Source organism: Haloactinomyces albus, assembly GCF_031458135.1.
Taxonomy (GTDB): domain Bacteria; phylum Actinomycetota; class Actinomycetes; order Mycobacteriales; family Pseudonocardiaceae; genus Haloactinomyces; species Haloactinomyces albus.
In genome coordinates, this window is the sequence record NZ_JAVDXW010000002.1 from 1 (window position 1) to 20,732 (window position 20,732).

At 69.8% G+C, this 20,732-nt stretch carries 1 protein-coding gene and 3 pseudogenes; all 4 read left to right on the top strand.

The window, feature by feature from the left end:
- Positions 1 to 4,005 (top strand): annotated as a pseudogene (locus tag JOF55_RS22910) (type I polyketide synthase); the annotation flags it as partial.
- Positions 4,006 to 4,247: 242 nt separating this feature from the next.
- On the top strand, positions 4,248 to 4,766 hold the full coding sequence (locus tag JOF55_RS24615; protein ID WP_374727605.1) for an acyl carrier protein: 519 nt from the start codon (positions 4,248 to 4,250) through the stop codon (positions 4,764 to 4,766).
- Between the two features lie 119 nt (positions 4,767 to 4,885).
- Positions 4,886 to 15,001: pseudogene (locus JOF55_RS22915) on the top strand (type I polyketide synthase); the annotation flags it as partial.
- Between the two features lie 163 nt (positions 15,002 to 15,164).
- Positions 15,165 to 20,669, top strand: a pseudogene (locus JOF55_RS22920) (type I polyketide synthase); the annotation flags it as partial.
- Between the last annotated feature and the right edge of the window lie 63 nt (positions 20,670 to 20,732).

Below are 20,732 nucleotides of genomic sequence, written 5' to 3' on the forward strand. Positions count from 1 at the left end.
GGGGTCGCGTGGTCAGAAGGGTGCGGCATCCTGTTGCTCGAACGGCTGTCCGACGCGCGGAAGAACGGGCACGACGTGCTGGCGGTGCTCCGGTCGGGCGCGATCAACCAGGACGGCCGCAGCCAGGGACTCACCGCACCGAACGGACCCTCGCAGCAGCGGGTGATCCGCGCGGCCCTCGCCGCCGGCGACCTGGCTCCATCCGACATCGACGCGGTGGAGGCGCACGGGACCGGCACGACGCTCGGCGACCCGATCGAGGCGAACGCGCTCGCCGCGACGTACGGCCGGGCGCGCACGGACGAGGCGCTCTTTGCCCTGGGATCGGTCAAGTCCAACCTCGGTCACACGCAGGCTGCGGCCGGCGTCGCCGGTGTGATCAAGATGGTCTCGGCGCTCCAGCACGAGCAGCTGCCTCGGACCCTGCACGCCGACGAGCCGACCGAACACGTCGACTGGACCGCGGGCCACATGCTGCTTCTCTCGGAGCCGATGTCCTGGCCGCGACGGTCCGGGCACGTCCGCCGCGCCGGTGTGAGTTCCTTCGGGATCTCCGGGACGAACGCCCACGTGATCGTGGAGGAGGCACCGGAGGACGGCACCGGCCTCGACACCGTTCCCTCCTCCCGCTCGCGTGCGGGCGAGAGCGCCTCGCTCGCCCCGGTCCCGTTCGTCGTGACCGGGCACAGTGACGAGGCACTTCGGGCGAACGCGGCGCGGCTCGCCGCCCACATCGACACCTCCCAGGAGACCGCTGTCGCACTCGACGTCGCCGCCAGCCTGGTGCGCACGCGCGATGCCTTCCTGCATCGTGCGGTCGTCCCGGTGTCGGGCAACGAGGAGGCGATCGAGGCGCTGCGCGCCGTGGCCGATGGCACGCTCCCGTCGGGCGCCGTGCGAGTGACCGCCACCAGCACGCAGGCGATCTTCGTGTTCCCCGGGCAAGGCAGCCAGTACCCGGGGATGTGCCGAGCACTGCTCGACGACCCGACGTTCCGGGCGGCGCTAGCCGGCTGTGACGACGCACTTCGCCCGCACACCGGGTTCTCCGTGCTCGAGCTCCTCGAGGCCGACGACGAGTCGCAACGCGAGGCGATGACCCGGGTGACAGTGGTCCAGCCGTTGCTGTTCGCCGTGGCGGTCGCGCTCGGTCGACTCTGGGAACACGTCGGAATCGAACCCGCCGGAGTCATCGGACACAGCCAGGGGGAGGTGGCGGCCGCTGTCGTGGCCGGGGCCCTCAGCCTCGAGGACGGCGCCCGCATAGTCCACGTCCGTAGCCGGCTCGTCGACGGTTTGGCCGGCGACAGCGGCATGGGCAGCGTCGGTCTCCCGGTCGAGGAGATTCAGCGACGGCTTCGCGACCGGGGCGGCGCGCTCTCGGTCGCGGTCGTGAACACCGCGGAGTCCACGGTGGTCGCAGGAGATCGGGAAGAGCTGGAGGCGTTCCTCGCCGAGCTCGAAGCAGAAGGGGTGTACTGCCGCAGGATCGCGGTCGACTACGCCTCCCACTCGCCGCAGGTCGATCCGATACTCCCCGCCATCAGGCACGAGCTCGCGGCGGTCTCACCGCGGAGGGCCCGCTTTCCGCTCTACTCGACGGTGCTCGGCCGACCGCTCGACGGCCCCGAACTCGATGCCGATTACTGGGCCGACAACCTGCGTCGGCCGGTACGGCTCGACCTGGCCCTCGAATCGGTGACGTCCGGCGCGGAGACGGCCTTCGTCGAGCTGAGCGCGCATCCTCTGCTGGTCGCGCCGCTGCGGAGCGCAGGACACGACGCGGTGGTCGGCTCGCTCCACCGGGACGGCGACGCGGCGGCACGCTTCCGCCGTGCGGTTGCCGAAACATTCGCCCACGGCCTCACCGTCGATTGGGGGGCGGTCTTCGACGGCACGGGGGCGCGATCGGTCGCGCTACCCACCTATGCCTTCCAGCGGCAGCACTACTGGCTTCGGCTCGCGGCGACGGGACGCGGTGACGCCGCCGCATTCGGTCTCGACGCGGGTGAGCACCCGTTCCTCGGGGGGCGGACGGATCTCCCCGATGGAAGCGTGGTCTTCACCGGAAGCATCGACGTCGAGACGCACTCCTGGCTCACCGAGCACCGCGTCTTCGACACGACGCTGGTCCCCGGTGTCGCGATCGTGGACATGGCGCTGCACGCGGCGCGGCGCGTCGACCTTGATGGCGTCGTCGACACCGTCCTCGAGGCACCGCTCGCTCTCGAGGCCGGACGACCTCGGCGGATCCAGCTCGCTGTCGGCGCACCCGAGGACGGCGGGACCCGTTCCTACGTTCTCCGGAGCAGGGGTAAGGGGCCGACCATCGAGGCGGCCCCGGACGAGCCGTGGGTTCAGCACGCGTCCGGTGTGCTGGGGCCCGCGGAGCAGCAGCCCGACAGGCTCGAATCGTGGCCGCCTGCCGGCGCCGAGCCGGTCGACGTCGAGGCACTCTACGAGCGTCTCGAGGGACGCGGCCTGTCCTACGGGCCGAATTTCCGTGGCTTGCGCAGGCTGTGGAAACGAGACGGCGTGCTCTTCGCGGATGTGGACCTGCCGGACGAGGTGAGTGCGGAGGCCGACGCCTTCGGTATGCACCCTGTGCTGTTCGACGCGGCGCTGCACGCGGTTGCCGAACCCGCACGTGACGGCGGCGGCGTATCCCTCCCGTTCGCATGGCGGGACGTGCGGCTGCACGCGGTTGGGGCGACCGCGCTCCGGGCCCGCATCGCCCCGGTGACCGGGGCCGACGACGGCACGAGCGAGGTGACTCTCGCGCTCTTCGATCCCGCTGGAGCGCCGGTCGCGTCCGTGGGCGCCGTCTCCGGGCAGCCGACGAGCGCGACGGGAATCCGGCGCTCTCTCCGCGGCCAGGCAACCCATCTGTACCGGATGACCGCGCCGCAGGTACTGGCCGAAGGATTCGGCGGTCCCATCGCGTTCGTCGACGTCGATCCGCGCGAACCGGATCTGGATCGTGTCGTCGAGGACACGGACACGGAAGCGGCTCGGCCCACGCTCGTCGCCCGGTGGGATTCCGTGCCGAACCCCGGAGAAGAGGCGAGCGCCGATGACATCCGCGAGGCGGCGCATCGTGGTCTTGCCTGGCTGCAGCACTGGCTCGCGGCCGAGGTGCTTGCGGAAGCAAGGGTCGTCTGGATCACGCGCCGTGCGGTCGCTCGCGACGGGGACGAATCCGCAGATCCGGGCGCGGCGACCCTCTGGGGTCTCGGACGGACGTTCCGGGAGGAGCACCCCGAACGCCTCCTCGTGCACCTCGACGTCGACGAGATGCCGAGCGACGAGGCTCTGTCGGCCCTGCTCGGCCGCCTACCGGACGGCGAGACCGAGTTCCTCCTCCGAGACGGAGAACTCGCGATGCCGAGGCTCGCTCCGGTCGAGCCGAGGGAACCGGATGTCGACGACGGGGACGCGCTCGTCCCCGCCCTGCACCCTGACGGCACGGTGCTCGTCACGGGCGGCACCGGCGGGTTGGCGCGGGTGACGAGCAGGCATCTCGTCACCCGCCACGGTGCTCGGCACCTGCTCCTGCTGTCGCGTTCGGGTCCGAACTCGCCGGGCGCCTCGGCGCTCGTCGAGGAACTCGAAGCGCTCGGCGCCGAGAAAGTCACCGCTGTCTCCTGCGACGTCTCCGATCGCGGGCAGCTGGAGGCGGCCCTCGCGTCGATCGACAAGGCACATCCACTGACCGCGGTGGTGCACACGGCCACCGTCCTGGACGACGGTCTCCTCCCCGACCTGACGCAGGCGCGGGTCGACGCGGTCCTCCGGCCGAAGGTCGACGCGGCGGTGCACCTGCACGAACTGACCGAAGGCATGGACCTGCGTGCGTTCATGCTGTTCTCGTCGATGGCAGGCACCCTCGGCGGCGCCGCACAGGCCAACTACGCGGCCGCGAATGCCGCCATCGACGCCCTCGCTGCGCTGCGCAGGCATCGCGGTCTCCCCGCGACCAGCCTCGCCTGGGGCAGCTGGGCCGAGGTGGGCCTCGTTGCGGTCATGGACGAGACGTTCCAGCGCCGGATCGGCGCTCCGGGTTCGTCCCCCTCGACCCGGAGACCGGAGTGGCGCTGCTGGACGAAGCGCTCGCCAGGCACGACGCATACCTCGCTCCGGTGCGGCTGGACCGTGCAGCGCTGCAGCGGGCCGCGAACACGGAGCAGAGCGCGCCGGCGCCGATGCTTCGCGGACTCGTGCGACCCCCCGCACGTCGTGCCTCGGCGATGGCAGCGGAGCGTTCGCGGCTCCTCGAGCGGCTCGGGCCTCTCCCCGAAGCCGAGCGTGAGAAGGCGGTGCTCGACGCGGTGCGCTGGGAGCTCGCTGCGGTACTCGGGCTTTCCGAACCCGCGTCCGTCGCCGTCGACCGGCCCATCCAGGAGCTCGGACTCGACTCACTCATGGCGGTCGAGCTGCGAAACCGGTTGTCGGGTTTGGTCGGCGAGCGCCTGCCTGCCACCCTGCTGTTCGACCGGCCGGTGCCGCGCGCGCTCGCCGGCTATCTCACCTCGCTCGTCGGGACGCCGCAGGCTGCCCCCTCACCGATCGCCGAGGCGGTCGAGCTGCTCGAGCGGACACCACTCGCCGCCCTCGACGAGGACAGCGCGGTGGAACGGCTCCTCGATCTCGCCACGCGGCTGCGGGCGCAGCGAGAGGGGAACCAGGAGGCAGGTCGTGCTCTGGATGGTGTGGCCGACGAAGACCTCGACGACCTCCTCGACCAAGAGATCAGGAAGCTCGAATGAGCGCGCCGAAGGACGAAAAGCCGATGTCGTCAGTGACGGATCCGCAAGAAAGGGCGCGGCGCGCGGTCGCGGCGCTGCAGCAGGCCAACCAGAAACTCGGCGAGCTCAGATCGCGGGCCAACGAGCCCATCGCCGTCGTGTCGATGGCCGGGCGCTACCCGGGTGGAGCGGACACGCCGGAGGCACTGTGGCAGCTCGTCGCGGAGGGAGACGACGCGGTCGGGGCGTTTCCGGAGAGCCGACCGGGGTGGAGCATCGACAGCCTCTACGATCCGGACCCGGACGCCCCGGGGCGCTCGCTCACCAAGGAGGGCGGCTTCCTCGACGACGTCGACCTGTTCGATCCGGCGTTCTTCGGGATCAGCCCGAAGGAGGCGGAGCGGATGGACCCGCAACAGCGGATCCTGCTGGAGACCTGCTGGGAGCTACTCGAGCGGGCGCGCGTGCCGGTCGCGTCGCTGCAGGGCAGTCTCACCGGCGTCTACGTCGGCGCGATGTACGACGACTACTTCGCCCGGCTCGGGCGTGACCTGGCGAACTTCGACGGGCACAACGGCACCGCAGGGGGGCACAGCATCCTGTCCGGCCGCGTCTCGTACACGCTCGGCCTGCAGGGGCCTGCGATCTCCGTCGACACGGCCTGCAGCTCGTCACTGGTGACGGTCCACATGGCGATGGAAGCACTCAGGAAGGGGGAATGCGACCTCGCTCTCGCCGGTGGTGTCGCGGTGATGGCGACCCCATTCGCGTTCGTCGAGTTCAGCAGGCAACGCGGGTTGGCGCCGGACGGACGCTGCAAACCGTTCTCGGAACAGGCCGACGGGGCGGGCTGGTCCGAGGGGTGCGGCATGCTGCTCCTCGAGCGGCTGTCCGACGCGCGGGCGAACGGACACGAGGTCCTTGCGGTACTGCGGTCGGGCGCGGTCAATCAGGACGGTCGCAGCCAGGGGCTGACGGCGCCCAACGGGCCGTCACAGGAGCGCGTCATTCGTGCCGCGCTCACGGCGGCCGACCTCGGCGCCGCCGACGTCGACGTGGTGGAGGCGCACGGCACCGGAACCCCCCTCGGCGACCCGATCGAGGCCAACGCGCTGCAGGCGACCTACGGTCAGGCGCACACCGCAGAGCGGCCACTCTGGGTCGGATCGATCAAGTCGAACCTGGGACATCCGCAGGCGGCTGCCGGTGCCGCCGGTTTGATCAAAATGGTGCAGGCGCTGCGGCACGAGGAGCTTCCCCGCTCCCTGTACACCGAGTCACCGACTCCGCACGTTGACTGGTCGGCGGGACACGTCCGGCTCCTCGAGAGTTCGGTGCCGTGGCCGCGCCGAGAAGGACACGTCCGTAGGGCCGCGGTGAGCTCGTTCGGCATCTCGGGGACGAACGCCCACGTCATCCTCGAAGAGGCACCACCTGCCGAGCAGGTCGAGCACGACGGCGGCGCCGAGCCCCGATCGGCTGCCTCGCCGTTCCCGATCGTGCTCAGCGGGCACACCGAAGCGGCGCTTCGGGCGAACGCGGCACGGCTCGCCGACCTCATGGAGCCGGACCCCATGGAGTCGGGCGGACCGGCCCGCGACGAGGCTCCGGTGCTTCGCGACATTGCCTACAGCACGGTCATGACCCGCACGCCGTCGACCGAACGGCTCTGCCTTCCGGCTCGGGATCGGGGCAACGCGGTCCCGGCACTCCGCTCCGTCGCCGAAGGGTCGCTGCCTTCCGGCGCGGTGCGGGCGACCGCCCACCGCGAGCGGACGATCTTCCTGTTCCCGGGGCAGGGCAGCCAGTACCCCGGCATGTGCCGTTCGCTTCTCGGGGACGAGACCTTCCGGGCCGCGCTCGTCGAGTGTGACGAGGCGTTGCGACCGCATGTCGGTTTCTCCGTGCTCGCGGTGCTCGAGCAGGACGATGACGCTCAGCAGGAGGCGCTGCGGAAGGTGGCGGTGGTTCAGCCGGTCCTCTTCGCGGTGGCGGTGGCGCTCGCACGGGTGTGGGCGCTATGGGGTGTCGTACCGGACGGCGTCGTCGGCCACAGCCAGGGCGAGGTGGCCGCCGCGGTGGCCGCAGGCGCGTTGAGTCTCGCCGACGGTGCACGGGTCGTCGGCGTACGCAGTCGGCTCATCGCCGGTCTCGACGGAGAAGGCGGGATGGGCAGTGTGGGGCTGCCGGTCGACGAGGTCGAACGGCGGCTCGCCGCGCGTGGCGATGACCTGTCGGTCGCGGTCGTCAACACCGCCGAGTCGACGGTCGTGGCAGGTGATTCCGCCGCGCTCGAGAGCTTCCTGACCGAGCTCGAAGCGGAGGGCATCCACTGCCGCCGGATCGCGGTCGACTACGCCTCGCACTCATCGCAGGTGGACCCGATTCTGGACGGGATTCGCGCCGAACTCGGCGGGCTGACCCCCCGTGCCGGCCACATCGCGATCTATTCAACGGTGCGGGGCGATGCCGTTGACGGACACGTCCTCGACGCGGACTACTGGGTCGACAACCTCCGCAGGCCGGTGCGCCTCGACCGGGCACTCGACGCGCTCGCGCCTGGAGAGGAAACGGCGTTCGTCGAGCTCGGTGCCCATCCGCTGCTTGTCGCAACGCTTCGCGCCGCGGGGCACGATGCAGTCGTCGGGTCGCTGCACCGGGACGAGGACAGTGCCTCCCGCCTGCGCCACGCCGCCGCGGAACTCTTCGCGCACGGGCGGCCAATCGACTGGGCCACCGTCTACACGAGCACCGGCGCGCGGCCGGTCGACCTGCCGACCTATGCGTTCCAGCGGCAGCACTACTGGCTGGAGCTTGCCGACGCGGGTCACGGGGACGCGTCGGCCTTCGGCCTCGATGCCGGAGAGCACCCGCTCCTCGCAGGCCGTACGGACCTCTCGGACGACACCGTCGTCTTCACGGGCAGCACCGCAGCGCTCGCTCGCCCGTGGCACGCGGAGCATCACGTCTTCGACACCGCACTCCTGCCTGCCGCGACGTTCGTCGACCTCGTGCTGCACGCGGCGGACCAGGTCGGTCTCGAACGGGTCGCCGACGCCTCGATCGAGGCACCGATCCCGCTCGACGCCGGTGCGCGGCGGTTGCAGCTGGTACTCGAACCCGAGCGGGGCGGCCACCGACGCTTCACGCTGCACAGTCGCCTCGCCGACGGGCCGTGGGTGCGGAACGCGACCGGAAAGCTCGCCGAACGAACGACCGAGGCGCCCGTCACCCCCGGCGGCGGGCCGCCGCCGGGGGCCACTCCCCTCGACGTCGACGGGCTCTACGCGTCGCTCGACGACGACGGACACGCGTACGGGCCGACCTTTCGGACGGTCACGCGGGGCTGGATCACCGACGACGAGGTCGTCGTCGAGGCGTCGCTGCCGGAGGAGGTTCAGGACGAGGCCGAGTCGTTCGGGGCGCACCCGGCGCTCGTCGAGGCGGCGCTCGCAGCCGCGACGCGAATCCTTCCCCGCTCCGACGAGGACGATACGGTGCACCTGCCGTGCACGGTCACGGACGCGATGCTCCACGCGGTCGGGGCGACGACGATCCGAGCGCGGGTGACGCGAGCAGCCGAGGGACGGGTTCGCCTCGCGCTCTTCGACCCCGCGGGCGATCCGGTCGCGACGATCGGCGCGGTGGCCACCGAGGCGGTCACGGAGGCGCGGATCCGGGAGGTGGCGGACTCGGCCGCGGCAACGGCGCCGTCGTCGCTCTATCACGTCGTCGGCGATCCCATCCCTGACGCCGTGGCGGACACGCCGACGGGACCGGCGACCGGCTACCTGGAGGTCGACGTTGCCGCGCCCGACTTCGCCGCGCTCGCGGATCGCGTGCGGGAGGAGGGGGCGTCCGCCCTGGTCGTCCGTTGGCCCGACACGGACGCGACACCCGCCGCCGTCCGCGACCTGACCCACCGCGCCCTCGCCTGGCTGAAAGGATGGCTGGCCGAGGACGATCTCGGCGATACCCGAGTCGTCTGGCTCACGCGCCGGGCCACCGAGGGCGGCTCGGCGGAAGCCTTGCCGTCTCCCGCCATGGGGGCGCTCTGGGGGATCGGGCGCGCGTTCCAGGAGGAACATCCGGATCGGCCACTCGTTCTGGTGGACACGGAGACGGAAACCGACGGACCTCCGGATGCGATCGACGACCTCGTGGCTCGGCTCCCGCACGACGAGCCTCAGCTCGTCCTGCGCGGCGGAATACTCGCCGCGCTCCGGCTGCTGCCCGTGGATCGCGCGGAAGAGCCGGCGGCGCCCACCTGGAACACCCACGGGACCGTGCTCATCACCGGCGGTACGGGCGGCCTTGCTCGCGTCCTCGCGCACCACCTCATCGCCGAGCACGGGATTCGGCACCTCGCTCTGGTGTCGCGGTCCGGGCCCGCGGCGAGTGGGGCCGCCGAGCTCGTGGCGGAGCTGGAAGCGGCGGGCGCGGCCACGGTGACGGTGCACGCCTGCGACGTGTCCGACCGGACAGCGCTCGCGGCCGTCCTTGATTCCGTGCCTGCGGAGCGTCCGCTGACGGCTGTGTTCCACACCGCGGCGGTCCTCGACGACGGGCTCCTCACGGATCTCACGCCGGAGCGAGTCGACACGGTGCTGCGCCCCAAGATCGACGCGGCGTTCCATCTGCACGAGCTCACGGCGGATCTGCCGTTGTCGGCTTTCGTCGTGTTCTCGTCCGCCGCAGGAACCCTCGGCAGTGCGGGACAGGCCAACTACGCCGCGGCGAACGCGGCCCTCGACTCGCTCGCGGCGCGGCGGCGACGCATGGGCTTGCCCGCGGTAAGTCTCGCCTGGGGCGTGTGGACCGAGGTGGGCCTCGCGACCAGCCTCGACGATCTGCTCCAGCACCGGCTGGGGCAGATGGGTGGCCTCCCGATCGACCCCGAGCTCGGCATGCGACTTCTCGACGAAGCCCTCGGACGGCCCGAAGCGCTCCTCGCCCCGATCCCGTTCGACCGCAGTCGGCTCGAACACCGGGCGAAGGAAGGCGCACTCCCCGCGCTCCTGCGGGGTCTCGTGCGCCGCCGCTTCCGGCGAGCCGCGGGGACGGTCAAGGGGTCGCAGCTCGCCGAGCGCCTCGCCGGCCTTTCCGAGTCCGAGCGCGAGGCAGTGTTGGTCGAGATGGTGCGCGGCGAACTCGCCACGGTCCTGGGTCTGCCGGAAGCGGCGGCTGTCCCGGTCGACGGACCGGTCCGCGATCTCGGCCTCGACTCGCTGATGGCCGTGGAATCCCGCAATCGTCTTGCGGCTCTCGTTGGCGAGAAGCTTCCGGCAAGTCTGTTGTTCGACCACCCCACTCCGAGGGAACTCACACGGTTCCTCGCGACCACGATGCGCGACACCGCGTCGGGGACGGCGCGGGTCGATGTCGTGGCCGCACGGCGCGCGCCGGACGAACCGATTGCGATCGTGTCGATGGCGGGGCGCTACCCGGGCGGGGTGGACACGCCGGAGGCGCTGTGGCGGCTCCTCGCGGAGGGGCGTGATGCGATCGCCGGCTTCCCGGATCGTCCCGGTTGGGAAATCGAGCGGCTCTACGACCCGGATCCGGATGCCGCCGGTCGATCAAGCACGAACCAGGGCGGCTTCCTCCGTGATGCGGGGTTGTTCGATCCGGAGTTTTTCGGGATCAGTCCGCGGGAGGCGGAGCGGCTTGATCCGCAGCAGCGGTTGTTGCTGGAGACGTCCTGGGAGGCCATCGAACGGGCGGGGCTGCCACCGTCGTCGCTCGACCGCAGCCTCACCGGGGTCTATCTCGGCATTCAGTCGAGTGGCTACATCATCCAGTCCGGCGAGCTCGATCAACTCGACGGTCACGTGGCGACCGGTGTCGCGAACAGCACGGCGTCCGGCCGCATTTCCTACACGCTGGGGCTGCAGGGACCTGCGGTGTCGGTGGACACGGCGTGCAGTTCCTCGCTGGTGAGTATCCATCAGGCGATGGAGGCCCTGCGGCGTGGTGAGTGCGATCTCGCCTTCGCGGGCGGAGTGACGGTGATGGCCACCCCCGTGCCGCTCGTCGCCTTCAGCCGCGAACGACTGGTCTCACCGGACGGTCGGTGCAAGCCGTTTGCGGACGCGGCGGACGGTGTGGGTTGGTCCGAGGGCTGCGGGATGGTGCTGCTGGAGCGACTGTCGGACGCGCGGGCCAACGACCACGACATCCTCGCCGTGCTGCGGTCGAGCGCGGTGAATCAGGACGGTCGCAGCCAGGGGCTCACGGCGCCGAACGGGCCGGCCCAGGAACGCGTCATTCGTTCCGCTCTCGCGGCGGGTGGGCTCGAGCCGTCGGAGGTGGATGCCGTCGAGGCACACGGCACCGGCACCACGCTCGGCGACCCGATCGAGACCAACGCACTACAGGCGACGTACGGCCGGGCACATACGGAAGACATGCCGCTGCATGTGGGCTCGATCAAGTCGAACCTGGGACACCCGCAGGCGGCGGCAGGGATCGCCGGGGTGATGAAGATGGTGCTCGCGCTCCAGCATGGAGAGTTGCCACGCTCGTTGTATGCCGACCAGCCCACCCCACATGTGGACTGGTCCTCGGGGCAGGTGCGACTTCTTGACGAAGCGGTGCCTTGGTCACACCGGGACGGACACGTGCGCCGTGCGGGGGTGAGTTCGTTCGGGATCTCGGGTACGAACGCGCACGTGATCGTCGAAGAAGCGCCCGAGGTCGAAACTTCCGAGTCGGAAGCGCCCGAGGTGGGGGCGGCCGATTCGAGGTCTCAGTTGGCTGAGTGTGCGGTGCCGATTCTTGTTTCCGGTCGTAGTGAGTCGGCGCTGCGGGCGAATGCGGAGCGGTTGGCGGCGTACCTGGAGGAAGAGTCGGGTGTGTCGCTGGCGGATGTGGGGTGCACTCTGGCGACACGGCGCAAAACGTTCGAGCATCGCGGCTCGGTGGTGGCCTCCTCGCGAGGGGCGGCGGTGGCCGGCCTGCGCGCACTCGGCCAGGGTGCACGTTCTGCGGGTGTGCGTGTGTCTGCGGGATCCTCTGCGGGCGCGGTGGGGGTGCTGTTCACCGGCCAGGGCAGCCAACGCCTGGGCATGGGCCGCGAGCTGGCCGCCGTGGACGATGTCTTTCGCGCCGATCTGGAGGAGATCGCGTCGGCGTTCGACCGGTTTCTGGACCGGCCGTTGTTGTCGGTGCTGTGGGCCGAGCCGGACACCGAAGCGGCTGAGTACCTGGCGCGGACGGAGTACATCCAACCGGCGTTGTTCACCCTCGAAGTGGCGCTGTTCCACCGGCTCCAACGGTTGGGGATCACTCCCGGTGTGCTGGTGGGCCACTCGATTGGTGAGTTGTCGGCGGTGTACGCATCGGGGGCCGTGCCGCTGGCGGACGCGGCGAAACTGGTGGCCACTCGGGGGCGGACGATGCAGCAGTGCCGCACCGACGGAATCATGCTCTCGCTGCAAGCCTCCGAAGAGGAGATTCGGGCGATGGTGCCGGAGGGCGCGTGGTTGGCGGCGGTCAACGGGCCGGGGCAGTGCGTGGTCTCCGGCGACGCGCAGGCCGTCCACCAGGTGGCCGCCGAGTTCGAGGATCGTGGTCGGAAGACGCGGCGGTTGTCGGTCAGTCACGCGTTCCACAGCGGACACATGGACACCGCACTCCCGGAACTCGAACGAGTGGCCGCGGAGTGCGAGTTCGGTGAACCGAACATCCCGGTGATCAGCAACCGCACCGGCCAACCCCTGACCACCGAGGAACTCACCTCTTCCCACTACTGGGCCCGGCATGCCCGTGAAGCGGTGCGGTTCCACGACGGCATCGCAACAGCACTCGCCGCCGGGACGGACACCTTCGTGGAATGCGGGCCGGACAACACCGCCAGCGCCATGGCCGCACAATGCGTGCCCGACGAACAGCCTGCGACATTCGTCCCCACCCTGCACAGCCAGACCAGACAACCCGGCCAGTCCGGTAAGACCGATGAGCCCGCGGCGTTCGCCACCGCACTGGGCACACTGCACACCACCGGACACCAACCCGACTGGCACACCTTCTACACCGGCACGGACGCCCATCCTGTCCTACTGCCGACGTATGCGTTCCAACACCAGCACTACTGGATCGACGCGGCACCCACTTTGAACAACGGGCCGTCGCGCGGTAACGAGTTCGCGGACGATGCGCTCCGGAACGCCGTCACCGCCGAGAAAACCGATGAGGTCGCCGATCTCCTCGCGCTCCCGGCAGAGTTGCGGTCCAACCTGACCTCACTCGTGCCGCACATGGCCGCCTGGTATCGGCGCCACGAGGCAGAAGCCGCCCTGTCCGAGTGGCTCTACGACGAGCACTGGGAGCCGGCACCCCCGCCAACCGGGAGTTCGAGTTCCTCCGGCGATCGCTGGTTGTTGCTCGCGGCAAGCGACGACCCCGTGGTCGACGCGACTGCGCGGGCCCTGGAAGCGGCGGGCGTCGACGTCGAGCGCACCGCGGTGGCGACCGACCCGGCTCCGGCCGTGGCACGCATCGAGGCGGAACGGTGGGCGGGAGTGCTCCTGGCGGGAGCGTTCACCCACGAGGATTCGTGCGCCCCCTCGGAGCTCGCTGCCGAACTGTCCCGCATCGTCGGTCTCGTCGAGGTGCTGGAACGAACGCCGAGCACCACCCGGTTCTGGTGCGTGACACGCGGTGCGGTCTCGACGACCGATGAGGAGGTGGTGCATCATCCTCTCCAATCGTTGGTCTGGGGATTCGGCCGTGTCGTCGGTCTCGAACGTCCCGACCGTCTCGGTGCGCTCGTCGACGTGCCGGAGGACCTTGCTCCGGAGGCGCTCGCGGAGCTTCCGTCGGTGCTGACTGCCCACGACGACGAGGACCAGATCGCGCTGCGCCCGGACGAGGCGACCGGAGCCTGCCGCATGGTTCGGCGCCTCGGTCGCACTCGTCTGTCGCACGGTGGAGAGGACGTCGCCTTCGCGGGGACGGTGTTGATCACGGGTGGCACCGGTGGTCTCGGTGCGCATACCGCACGGTGGCTGGCCGGGCGTCGTCGTGGTCGCTTGCATCTGGTATTGCTCTCGCGGCGTGGTGAGCAGGCTCCGGGGGCCGGGGAGTTGCGGCAGGAGTTGGAAGAGCTCGGGGCACGGGTGACCATCGCGTGCTGCGATGTGGCCGAGCGGGACGAGCTCGAACGTCTGTTGAGCAGTCTCGACGAGCCGGTGCGCGCCGTGTTCCACGCCGCGGGCACGACCGAGTCGGTCCCGCTCACGGAGCTCGACGCCGAGGTCATCGAGCGCCAAATGGCGTCGAAGGTCACCGGCGCCGCGAATCTCCACGCACTCGTCGGCTCCGACGCGTTGGAGGCGTTCGTTCTCTACGGCAGCATCGCGGGTTTCTGGGGCTCCGGTGAACAGGGTGCTTATGCGGCGGCGAATGCATTCCTGGACGGACTGGCGCGGTGTCGACGAGGCGGGGGGCTGCCTGCCACGGTGATGCACTGGGGCCCGTGGGCCCGGGGTGGCATGGTGAGCGACGAAGTGGCGGTGCAGCTTCGTCGCCGCGGGGTGGAACCGATGGCTCCGGAGGTCGCCCTCCGTGGTCTCGAGATCGCGCTGCGGGACGATCGCGCCGCGCTCGCGGTCGCGAACGTCGACTGGTTCCGTTTCGCCCCGAGCTTCGCTTTCGCACACCCACGGCCCCTACTGCTCGGCGTCGAAGAGGCCCGGCACGCGCTCGCGGAGATCTCCTCGACCGAACACCACGACGGCAAGTCGCTTCTGCACACGCGGTTGCGGGACGCTGCGCCGGAGGAGCGCGCGGAGGTGGCGCTCAACGCGGTGTGCGAAGAGGTGGCGGCGGTGTTGGGGATGGCCGGAGCCGAAGCGGTCCCCGTCGACCGGCCCTTCCAGGAACTCGGCCTGGATTCGCTGATGGCGGTCGAAGTCCAGAAGCGGCTCTCCGCACTGGTGGATCAGAAGCTCTCGCCGAGTCTGCTGTTCGATTACCCGACGGCCCGTGCGCTCTCCGAGTTCGTCCTGGGACTCGTCCACCCCAAGCGGGATGAGCTCGCGGAGGCACGAGAAGCCCTCGAGGTGCTCCAGCGTATCCCCGCCGAGCGGCTCGAGCAGGAAGGGCTGATGAAGCAGCTCGTCGGACTGGTGTTCCACACCCAGGACGGTGCGGCGGCGAACGACGAGGGATCGTCCGATACCGCAGCAGATGCCGGTGACGAGCTGTTCGGTCGGCTCGATGCGCAGTTCTCGAAGCTGAGAGATCTCGGATGAATTCGTATCGCAAGGGTGCCGCGGAGCGTGGCGCCGTCGTCTCTTGTCGCGGTCGGAAGGTGTCGTCATGCCGACGGAAAACGAACTGAAGTCCTACCTGGAGCGTGCGAGCAAGGCACTCGACCTGACCACCGCGAAGCTGGAACGCGAGCAGGCGCGCAACGACGCTCCGATCGCGGTGGTGGCGATGGCTTGTCGTTATCCGGGGGGAGTTCGTTCGCCGGAGGGATTGTGGGATCTGGTGGTGGAGGGCCGGGATGCTGTCAGTGCGTTTCCGGATCGGCCGATGTGGAACGCCGAGGGTCTTTATGATCCGGATCCGGATGCGGTGGGTACGACGTATGCCCGCGAGGGTGGTTTCGTCGAGGACGCGGGGTTGTTCGATCCGGAGTTTTTCGGGATCAGCCCGCGGGAGGCGGAGCGGCTTGATCCGCAGCAGCGGTTGCTGCTGGAGACGTCCTGGGAGGCCATCGAACGGGCGGGGCTGCCACCGTCATCGCTCGACCGCAGCCTCACCGGCGTCTACGTCGGTTCGCAGGGAAGCGACTACCTGAACCACCACTCCGCGCACCTCGAACTTCTCGACGGCCACTTGGGCACCGGCAGCATGTCCAGCACGGCGTCCGGCCGCATTTCCTACACGCTGGGGCTGCAGGGGCCTGCGGTGTCGGTGGACACGGCGTGCAGTTCGTCGCTGGTGGCGCTGCACCTGGCGATGCAGGGGTTGCGGCGTGGTGAGTGCGATCTCGCCTTCGCGGGCGGGGTGACCGTGATGGCAACGCCGACGGCATTCGTCGAGTTCAGCAGGCAGCGTGGGATCGCCCCGGATGGTCGCTGCAAGCCGTTCTCCGATGCGGCGGACGGTGTGGGGTGGTCCGAGGGCTGTGGGGTGTTGCTTCTGGAGCGGTTGTCGGACGCGCGGGCCAATAGCCGTGAGGTGTTGGCGGTGTTGCGGTCGAGCGCGGTCAATCAGGACGGCCGCAGCCAGGGGCTCACGGCGCCGAACGGGCCGGCCCAGGAGCGGGTGATCGGCGCGGCGTTGGCGGCGGGTGGGCTCGAGCCATCGGAGGTGGATGCCGTCGAGGCGCACGGCACCGGCACCTCGCTGGGGGATCCGATGGAGGCTCATGCGCTGCTGTCGACCTACGGGAAGGCGCATTCCGAGCAGGCGCCGTTGTACGTGGGCTCGATCAAGTCGAACATTGGCCATCCGCAGGCGGCGGCGGGAGTCGCCGGAGTGATCAAGATGGTGCAAGCGCTGCAGCACGAGGAACTGCCGCGATCGTTGTATGCCGACGCGCCCACCTCGCACGTCGACTGGGCATCGGGCAATGTTCGCCTCCTCGACGAAACGGTGCCGTGGCCCCATCGGCACGAACACGTTCGACGTGCTGGGGTGAGCTCGTTCGGCATCTCGGGCACGAACGCCCACGTGATCGTCGAAGAAGCGCCCGAGGTCGAGATTTCCGAGTCGGAAACACCCGAGGTGGAGGCAACGCCCGAGGCTGAGGCGGCCAATTCGGGGCCTCGGTTGGCTGGGTGCGTGCTGCCGATTCTTGTGTCCGGTCGTAGTGAGTCGGCGTTGCGGGCGAATGCGGGGCGGTTGGCGGCGTACCTGGCGGAGGACTCGGGGGTCTCGCTGGTGGATGTGGGGCTCACCCTGGCGACGCGGCGCAAGGCCTTTGACTGTCGGGCATCGGTGATGGCTTCCTCGCGGGATCAGGCGATCTCCGGCCTGCGTGCACTTGAACGGGGTGCGCGCCCGCCGGACGTGACCGTGACAGCAGGAGAGCCGTCGCCGGGTGCACTGGGGATGCTGTTCACCGGGCAGGGCAGCCAACGCCTGGGCATGGGCCGTGGTTTGGCTACGGCAGATCCCGATTTTCGGGCTGATGTGCAGAAGATCGCTGCGGCCTTCGAGGAGCACTTGGCCCGACCTCTGTTATCGGTGATGTGGGCCGATGAGTCTTCCGAAGCGGCCGAATACCTGACACGGACGGAATACGCCCAACCGGCATTGTTCACTCTTGAGGTGGCACTGTTTCACCGGTTGCAGCGGTTGGGAATCAGCCCGGATGTGCTGGTGGGCCATTCCATCGGGGAGCTGGCCGCGGTACATGTGTCGGGGGGGCTGTCACTCCCTGACGCAGCAATGTTGGTCGCCGCCCGAGGTCGATTGATGCAACAGTGCCGCACCGATGGGGCAATGGCATCGCTACAAGCCAGCGAAGACGAAATCCGGGCGGTGTTGCCTGAAAGGGTGTGGCTGGCGGCAGTCAACGGGCCGTCGCAATGCGTGATCTCCGGGAACGCGGACGCTGTCGATCAGGTAGCCACCCGGTTCAAGCAAGAGGGACGGAAGACGCGGCGGTTATCGGTCAGTCACGCGTTCCACAGCGGACACATGGACACCGCACTCCCGGAACTCCAACAGACCGCAGCGAAATGCCGGTTCAGCGAACTGGAGATTCCGGTGATCAGCAACATCACCGGCCAACCGTTGACAACTGCGGAACTAAGCTCCCCGAACTACTGGGCCCGGCATACCCGCAAAACAGTGCGCTTCCAGGACGGAATCGACTCGGCGGTGGCCATCGGAGCCCGCACCTTCGTGGAATGCGGACCGGACAACACCGCCAGCACCATAGCCACACAATGCGTACCCGACCAACACCCGACCACATTCATCCCCACCCTGCACAGCCGACCCGGCCAATCCGGTGAGCCCGCGGCATTCACCACCGCACTGGGAACACTACACACCACCGGACACCAACCCGACTGGCACACCTTCTACACCGGCACCAGGGCGAAGCCCACCCAACTACCCACCTACGCCTTCCAACACGAACACTACTGGCTCGCCCCACCGACGACCGATACCGGTTCTGGTGTCGGCGAACAACCGGGTGAGGCGTGCCGGTGGCCGCTGGCAGGCCGGCGGCACGCGCTTCCCGCAGGGGGATACGTACACACCATGCGGGTCGGCCCCGGAGCACAAACGTATTTGGCCGACCATCGGGTGTTCGGGCGTGTGGTGGTGCCAGGAGCCTTCCACGCCTCGATACTGCTGGCCATCGCGGCGAGCCGCTGGCCGCACCGGCCGGTGGCGGTGGAGGATGTGCAGTTCGTGGAGGCGCTGACGTTCGACTCGGTCGATGGCAGCGTGCCGGTGCAGGTACACCTCATCCCCGAAGGCGATGCCCCCGATGCCACTGAGACGTTCCACGCCACCCTCGCCAGCAGGCAGCACGACCAGTGGACCACCCACGCACGCGCCCGACTCACCCCAGCCGACGAACCGGCGACACTTCCGATGCTTCCTTCCGCCCCGGTCCTGGAGGAGATGAACACGGCCGAGGGCTTGCTGGATTCCTTGCGCGCCGTGGAGGTGGACTGGGCACCGCAGTGGCGGTGGCTGTCCGGATTCCGGAACGCCGGTGACGCCTGCCACGGCGCCTTCACGGTGCCGGACGGCGTCGATCCCGAGGGTTCTCCGGTACCGGCGGGTCTCCTCGACAACGCTTTCGCGGTCGCCATGTCGCTTTCCGGGCGCATCGAGGCGGGAACCCCGCAGTTGCCGTTCCACATCGAACGGCTGAGCTGGTCCGGACGGCACACCGCGGTCCGCACCGCGACGAGCGCGGGCCTGCGGCCCCAGGAGTCGATGACCCGGGCCGATGACCTCGTCGGGCGTGACGCGTCCGGAGGAACGGTGTTTCACCTCCACGGATTCTCCGCGCACCGAGCTCCGCTGCATCGCTTCCTCCCATCCCAGCACGGGAACGATCTCTTCCGAGTCGCGTTCGATCCCGTCGAAACCGATCCGGTCGCCACCGAGTCGATGGGCGGGGAGCCGGAATCCGTTCGGTACGTGCCCGCGTTCGAGACGGACATCGCGGCGTTCGTCAGCGAGCTAACCGCCGCTGACGAGACGCCGACGATCGTGGTGGAGTGGCCGGATTGCACTCCTACCACGGACGCCGTTCACGGCGTGACCAAGCGCGCGCTCGCCTGGCTTCAGGCATGGTCGGATTCCGAAGCGCTCGGCGATGCGCGGTTCGTATGGGTGACGCGCAACGCCTGCACGGTCGGCGACGGCGATCGCGCGGCCTCCCCGGCAGCGGCCGCCTTGTGGGGAATCGGACGGACGGCGCAGTCGGAGCACCCGGACCGCTCCCTCGTGCTCGTGGACGTCGACGCCGAACTCGACCACGTCTCGCTCGACGCCGCGCTGCGAACGCGGCCCGCCGACGAGCCACAGCTGGCGCTGCGCGACGGCAAGCCGGTCGCCCCTCGGCTGACGACTCTCGAGGCGAGGTCACCCGACGCCAAGCCCGAGGACACGGCGCACGCTCCGTTCGACGGATCGGGCACCGTGCTGGTCACCGGCGCCACCGGTGGGCTCGGTCGCATCGTGAGCCGTCATCTCGTCGCAGCCCACGGAGTGCGCCACCTGCTGCTGCTGTCGCGGTCCGGGCAGAGCGCCTCCGGCGCCGCCGAGCTGGTCGGGGAGCTCGAAGACCTCGGCGCGGAGACGGTGACCCTCCGCGCGTGCGACGCGTCCGTTCGCCAGGAGTTGGCAGGGATCATCGAGGAGATCCCCGCGGATCGTCCACTGCGTTCGGTCGTGCACGCGGCGGGAACCATCGATGATGGTCTGCTCACGGATCTCACCGACGCGCGCGTCGAGACGGCCCTTCGCGCGAAGGTGGATGCGGCGTTGCATTTGCATGAGTTGACGGAGTCGGTGTCGTTGTCGGCGTTTGTGCTGTTCTCGTCGGTGGCGGGGACGTTCGGCAGCGCGGCGCAAGGCAGTTATGCGGCGGCGAATGCCGCGCTCGATGCGGTGGCGGCGCGGCGCAAGGCCTGTGGCCTTCCGGCGACGAGTCTGGCGTGGGGACCGTGGGCCGAGGCGGGGATGGCCGCCGAGATGGATCGCCCACTGCAGCGGCGGCTGCGGCGCGAGGGGCTGCGGTTCCTCGACACCGAGAGCGGGATGCGCCTGTTCGACGACGCGCTCGTACGACCGGAAGCGGTGCTCGCGCCGGTGCTGCTGGATCGGGGCATCCTCCGGAACTCGGATGGTGCCGCGAGCGTGCCGCCGCTTCTCCGTGGCCTCGTGCGGGCGCAGGAATCGAGCGGGCGTGACCGGTCCGGGACGACGCTCGTCGACACACTCGCGACGGTGCCCGAGGACGAACGCCCCCGTGTCGTGCTGGAGGCGGTACGCGCGGAGGTGGCGGCGGTGCTCGGGATCACGTCCGCCGAAGAGGTTCCCCCACAGCGAGCACTCCAAGAGCTCGGCCTCGACTCGCTGATGGCGGTGGAGGTGCGGAACCGCCTGTCCGGCCTCGTCGGGCAGATGCTCCCCGCCGATCTCCTGTTCAGCTACCCGACCGCCCAGGCACTTGCCGAGCGGATCTCGTCCACTCTCGCCCCGGACGAGGAGGAGGACGAGGCCGATCAGGCGCGGGAGCTCGTGGCGGCGTTGGAGCGGTTCTCGCCGGAAGCGCTCGAACGCAGCGGGGCGGCACAGCGGCTGCTCGACTTGACGTTCCGGCTGCGGAAGCGCCCGGGCGACGGAAGAACAGAAGAACAGGACCTCGAGGGCGCCTCCGACGAGGAGCTTCTCGAGATCCTCGACGAGGAGATCTCGACCTGGTGACTCGGCCGGTGTTGGACGGGGCCGCTCGCCGCCGCATGCGGGACGGACTCGGGCCCTCCCCTC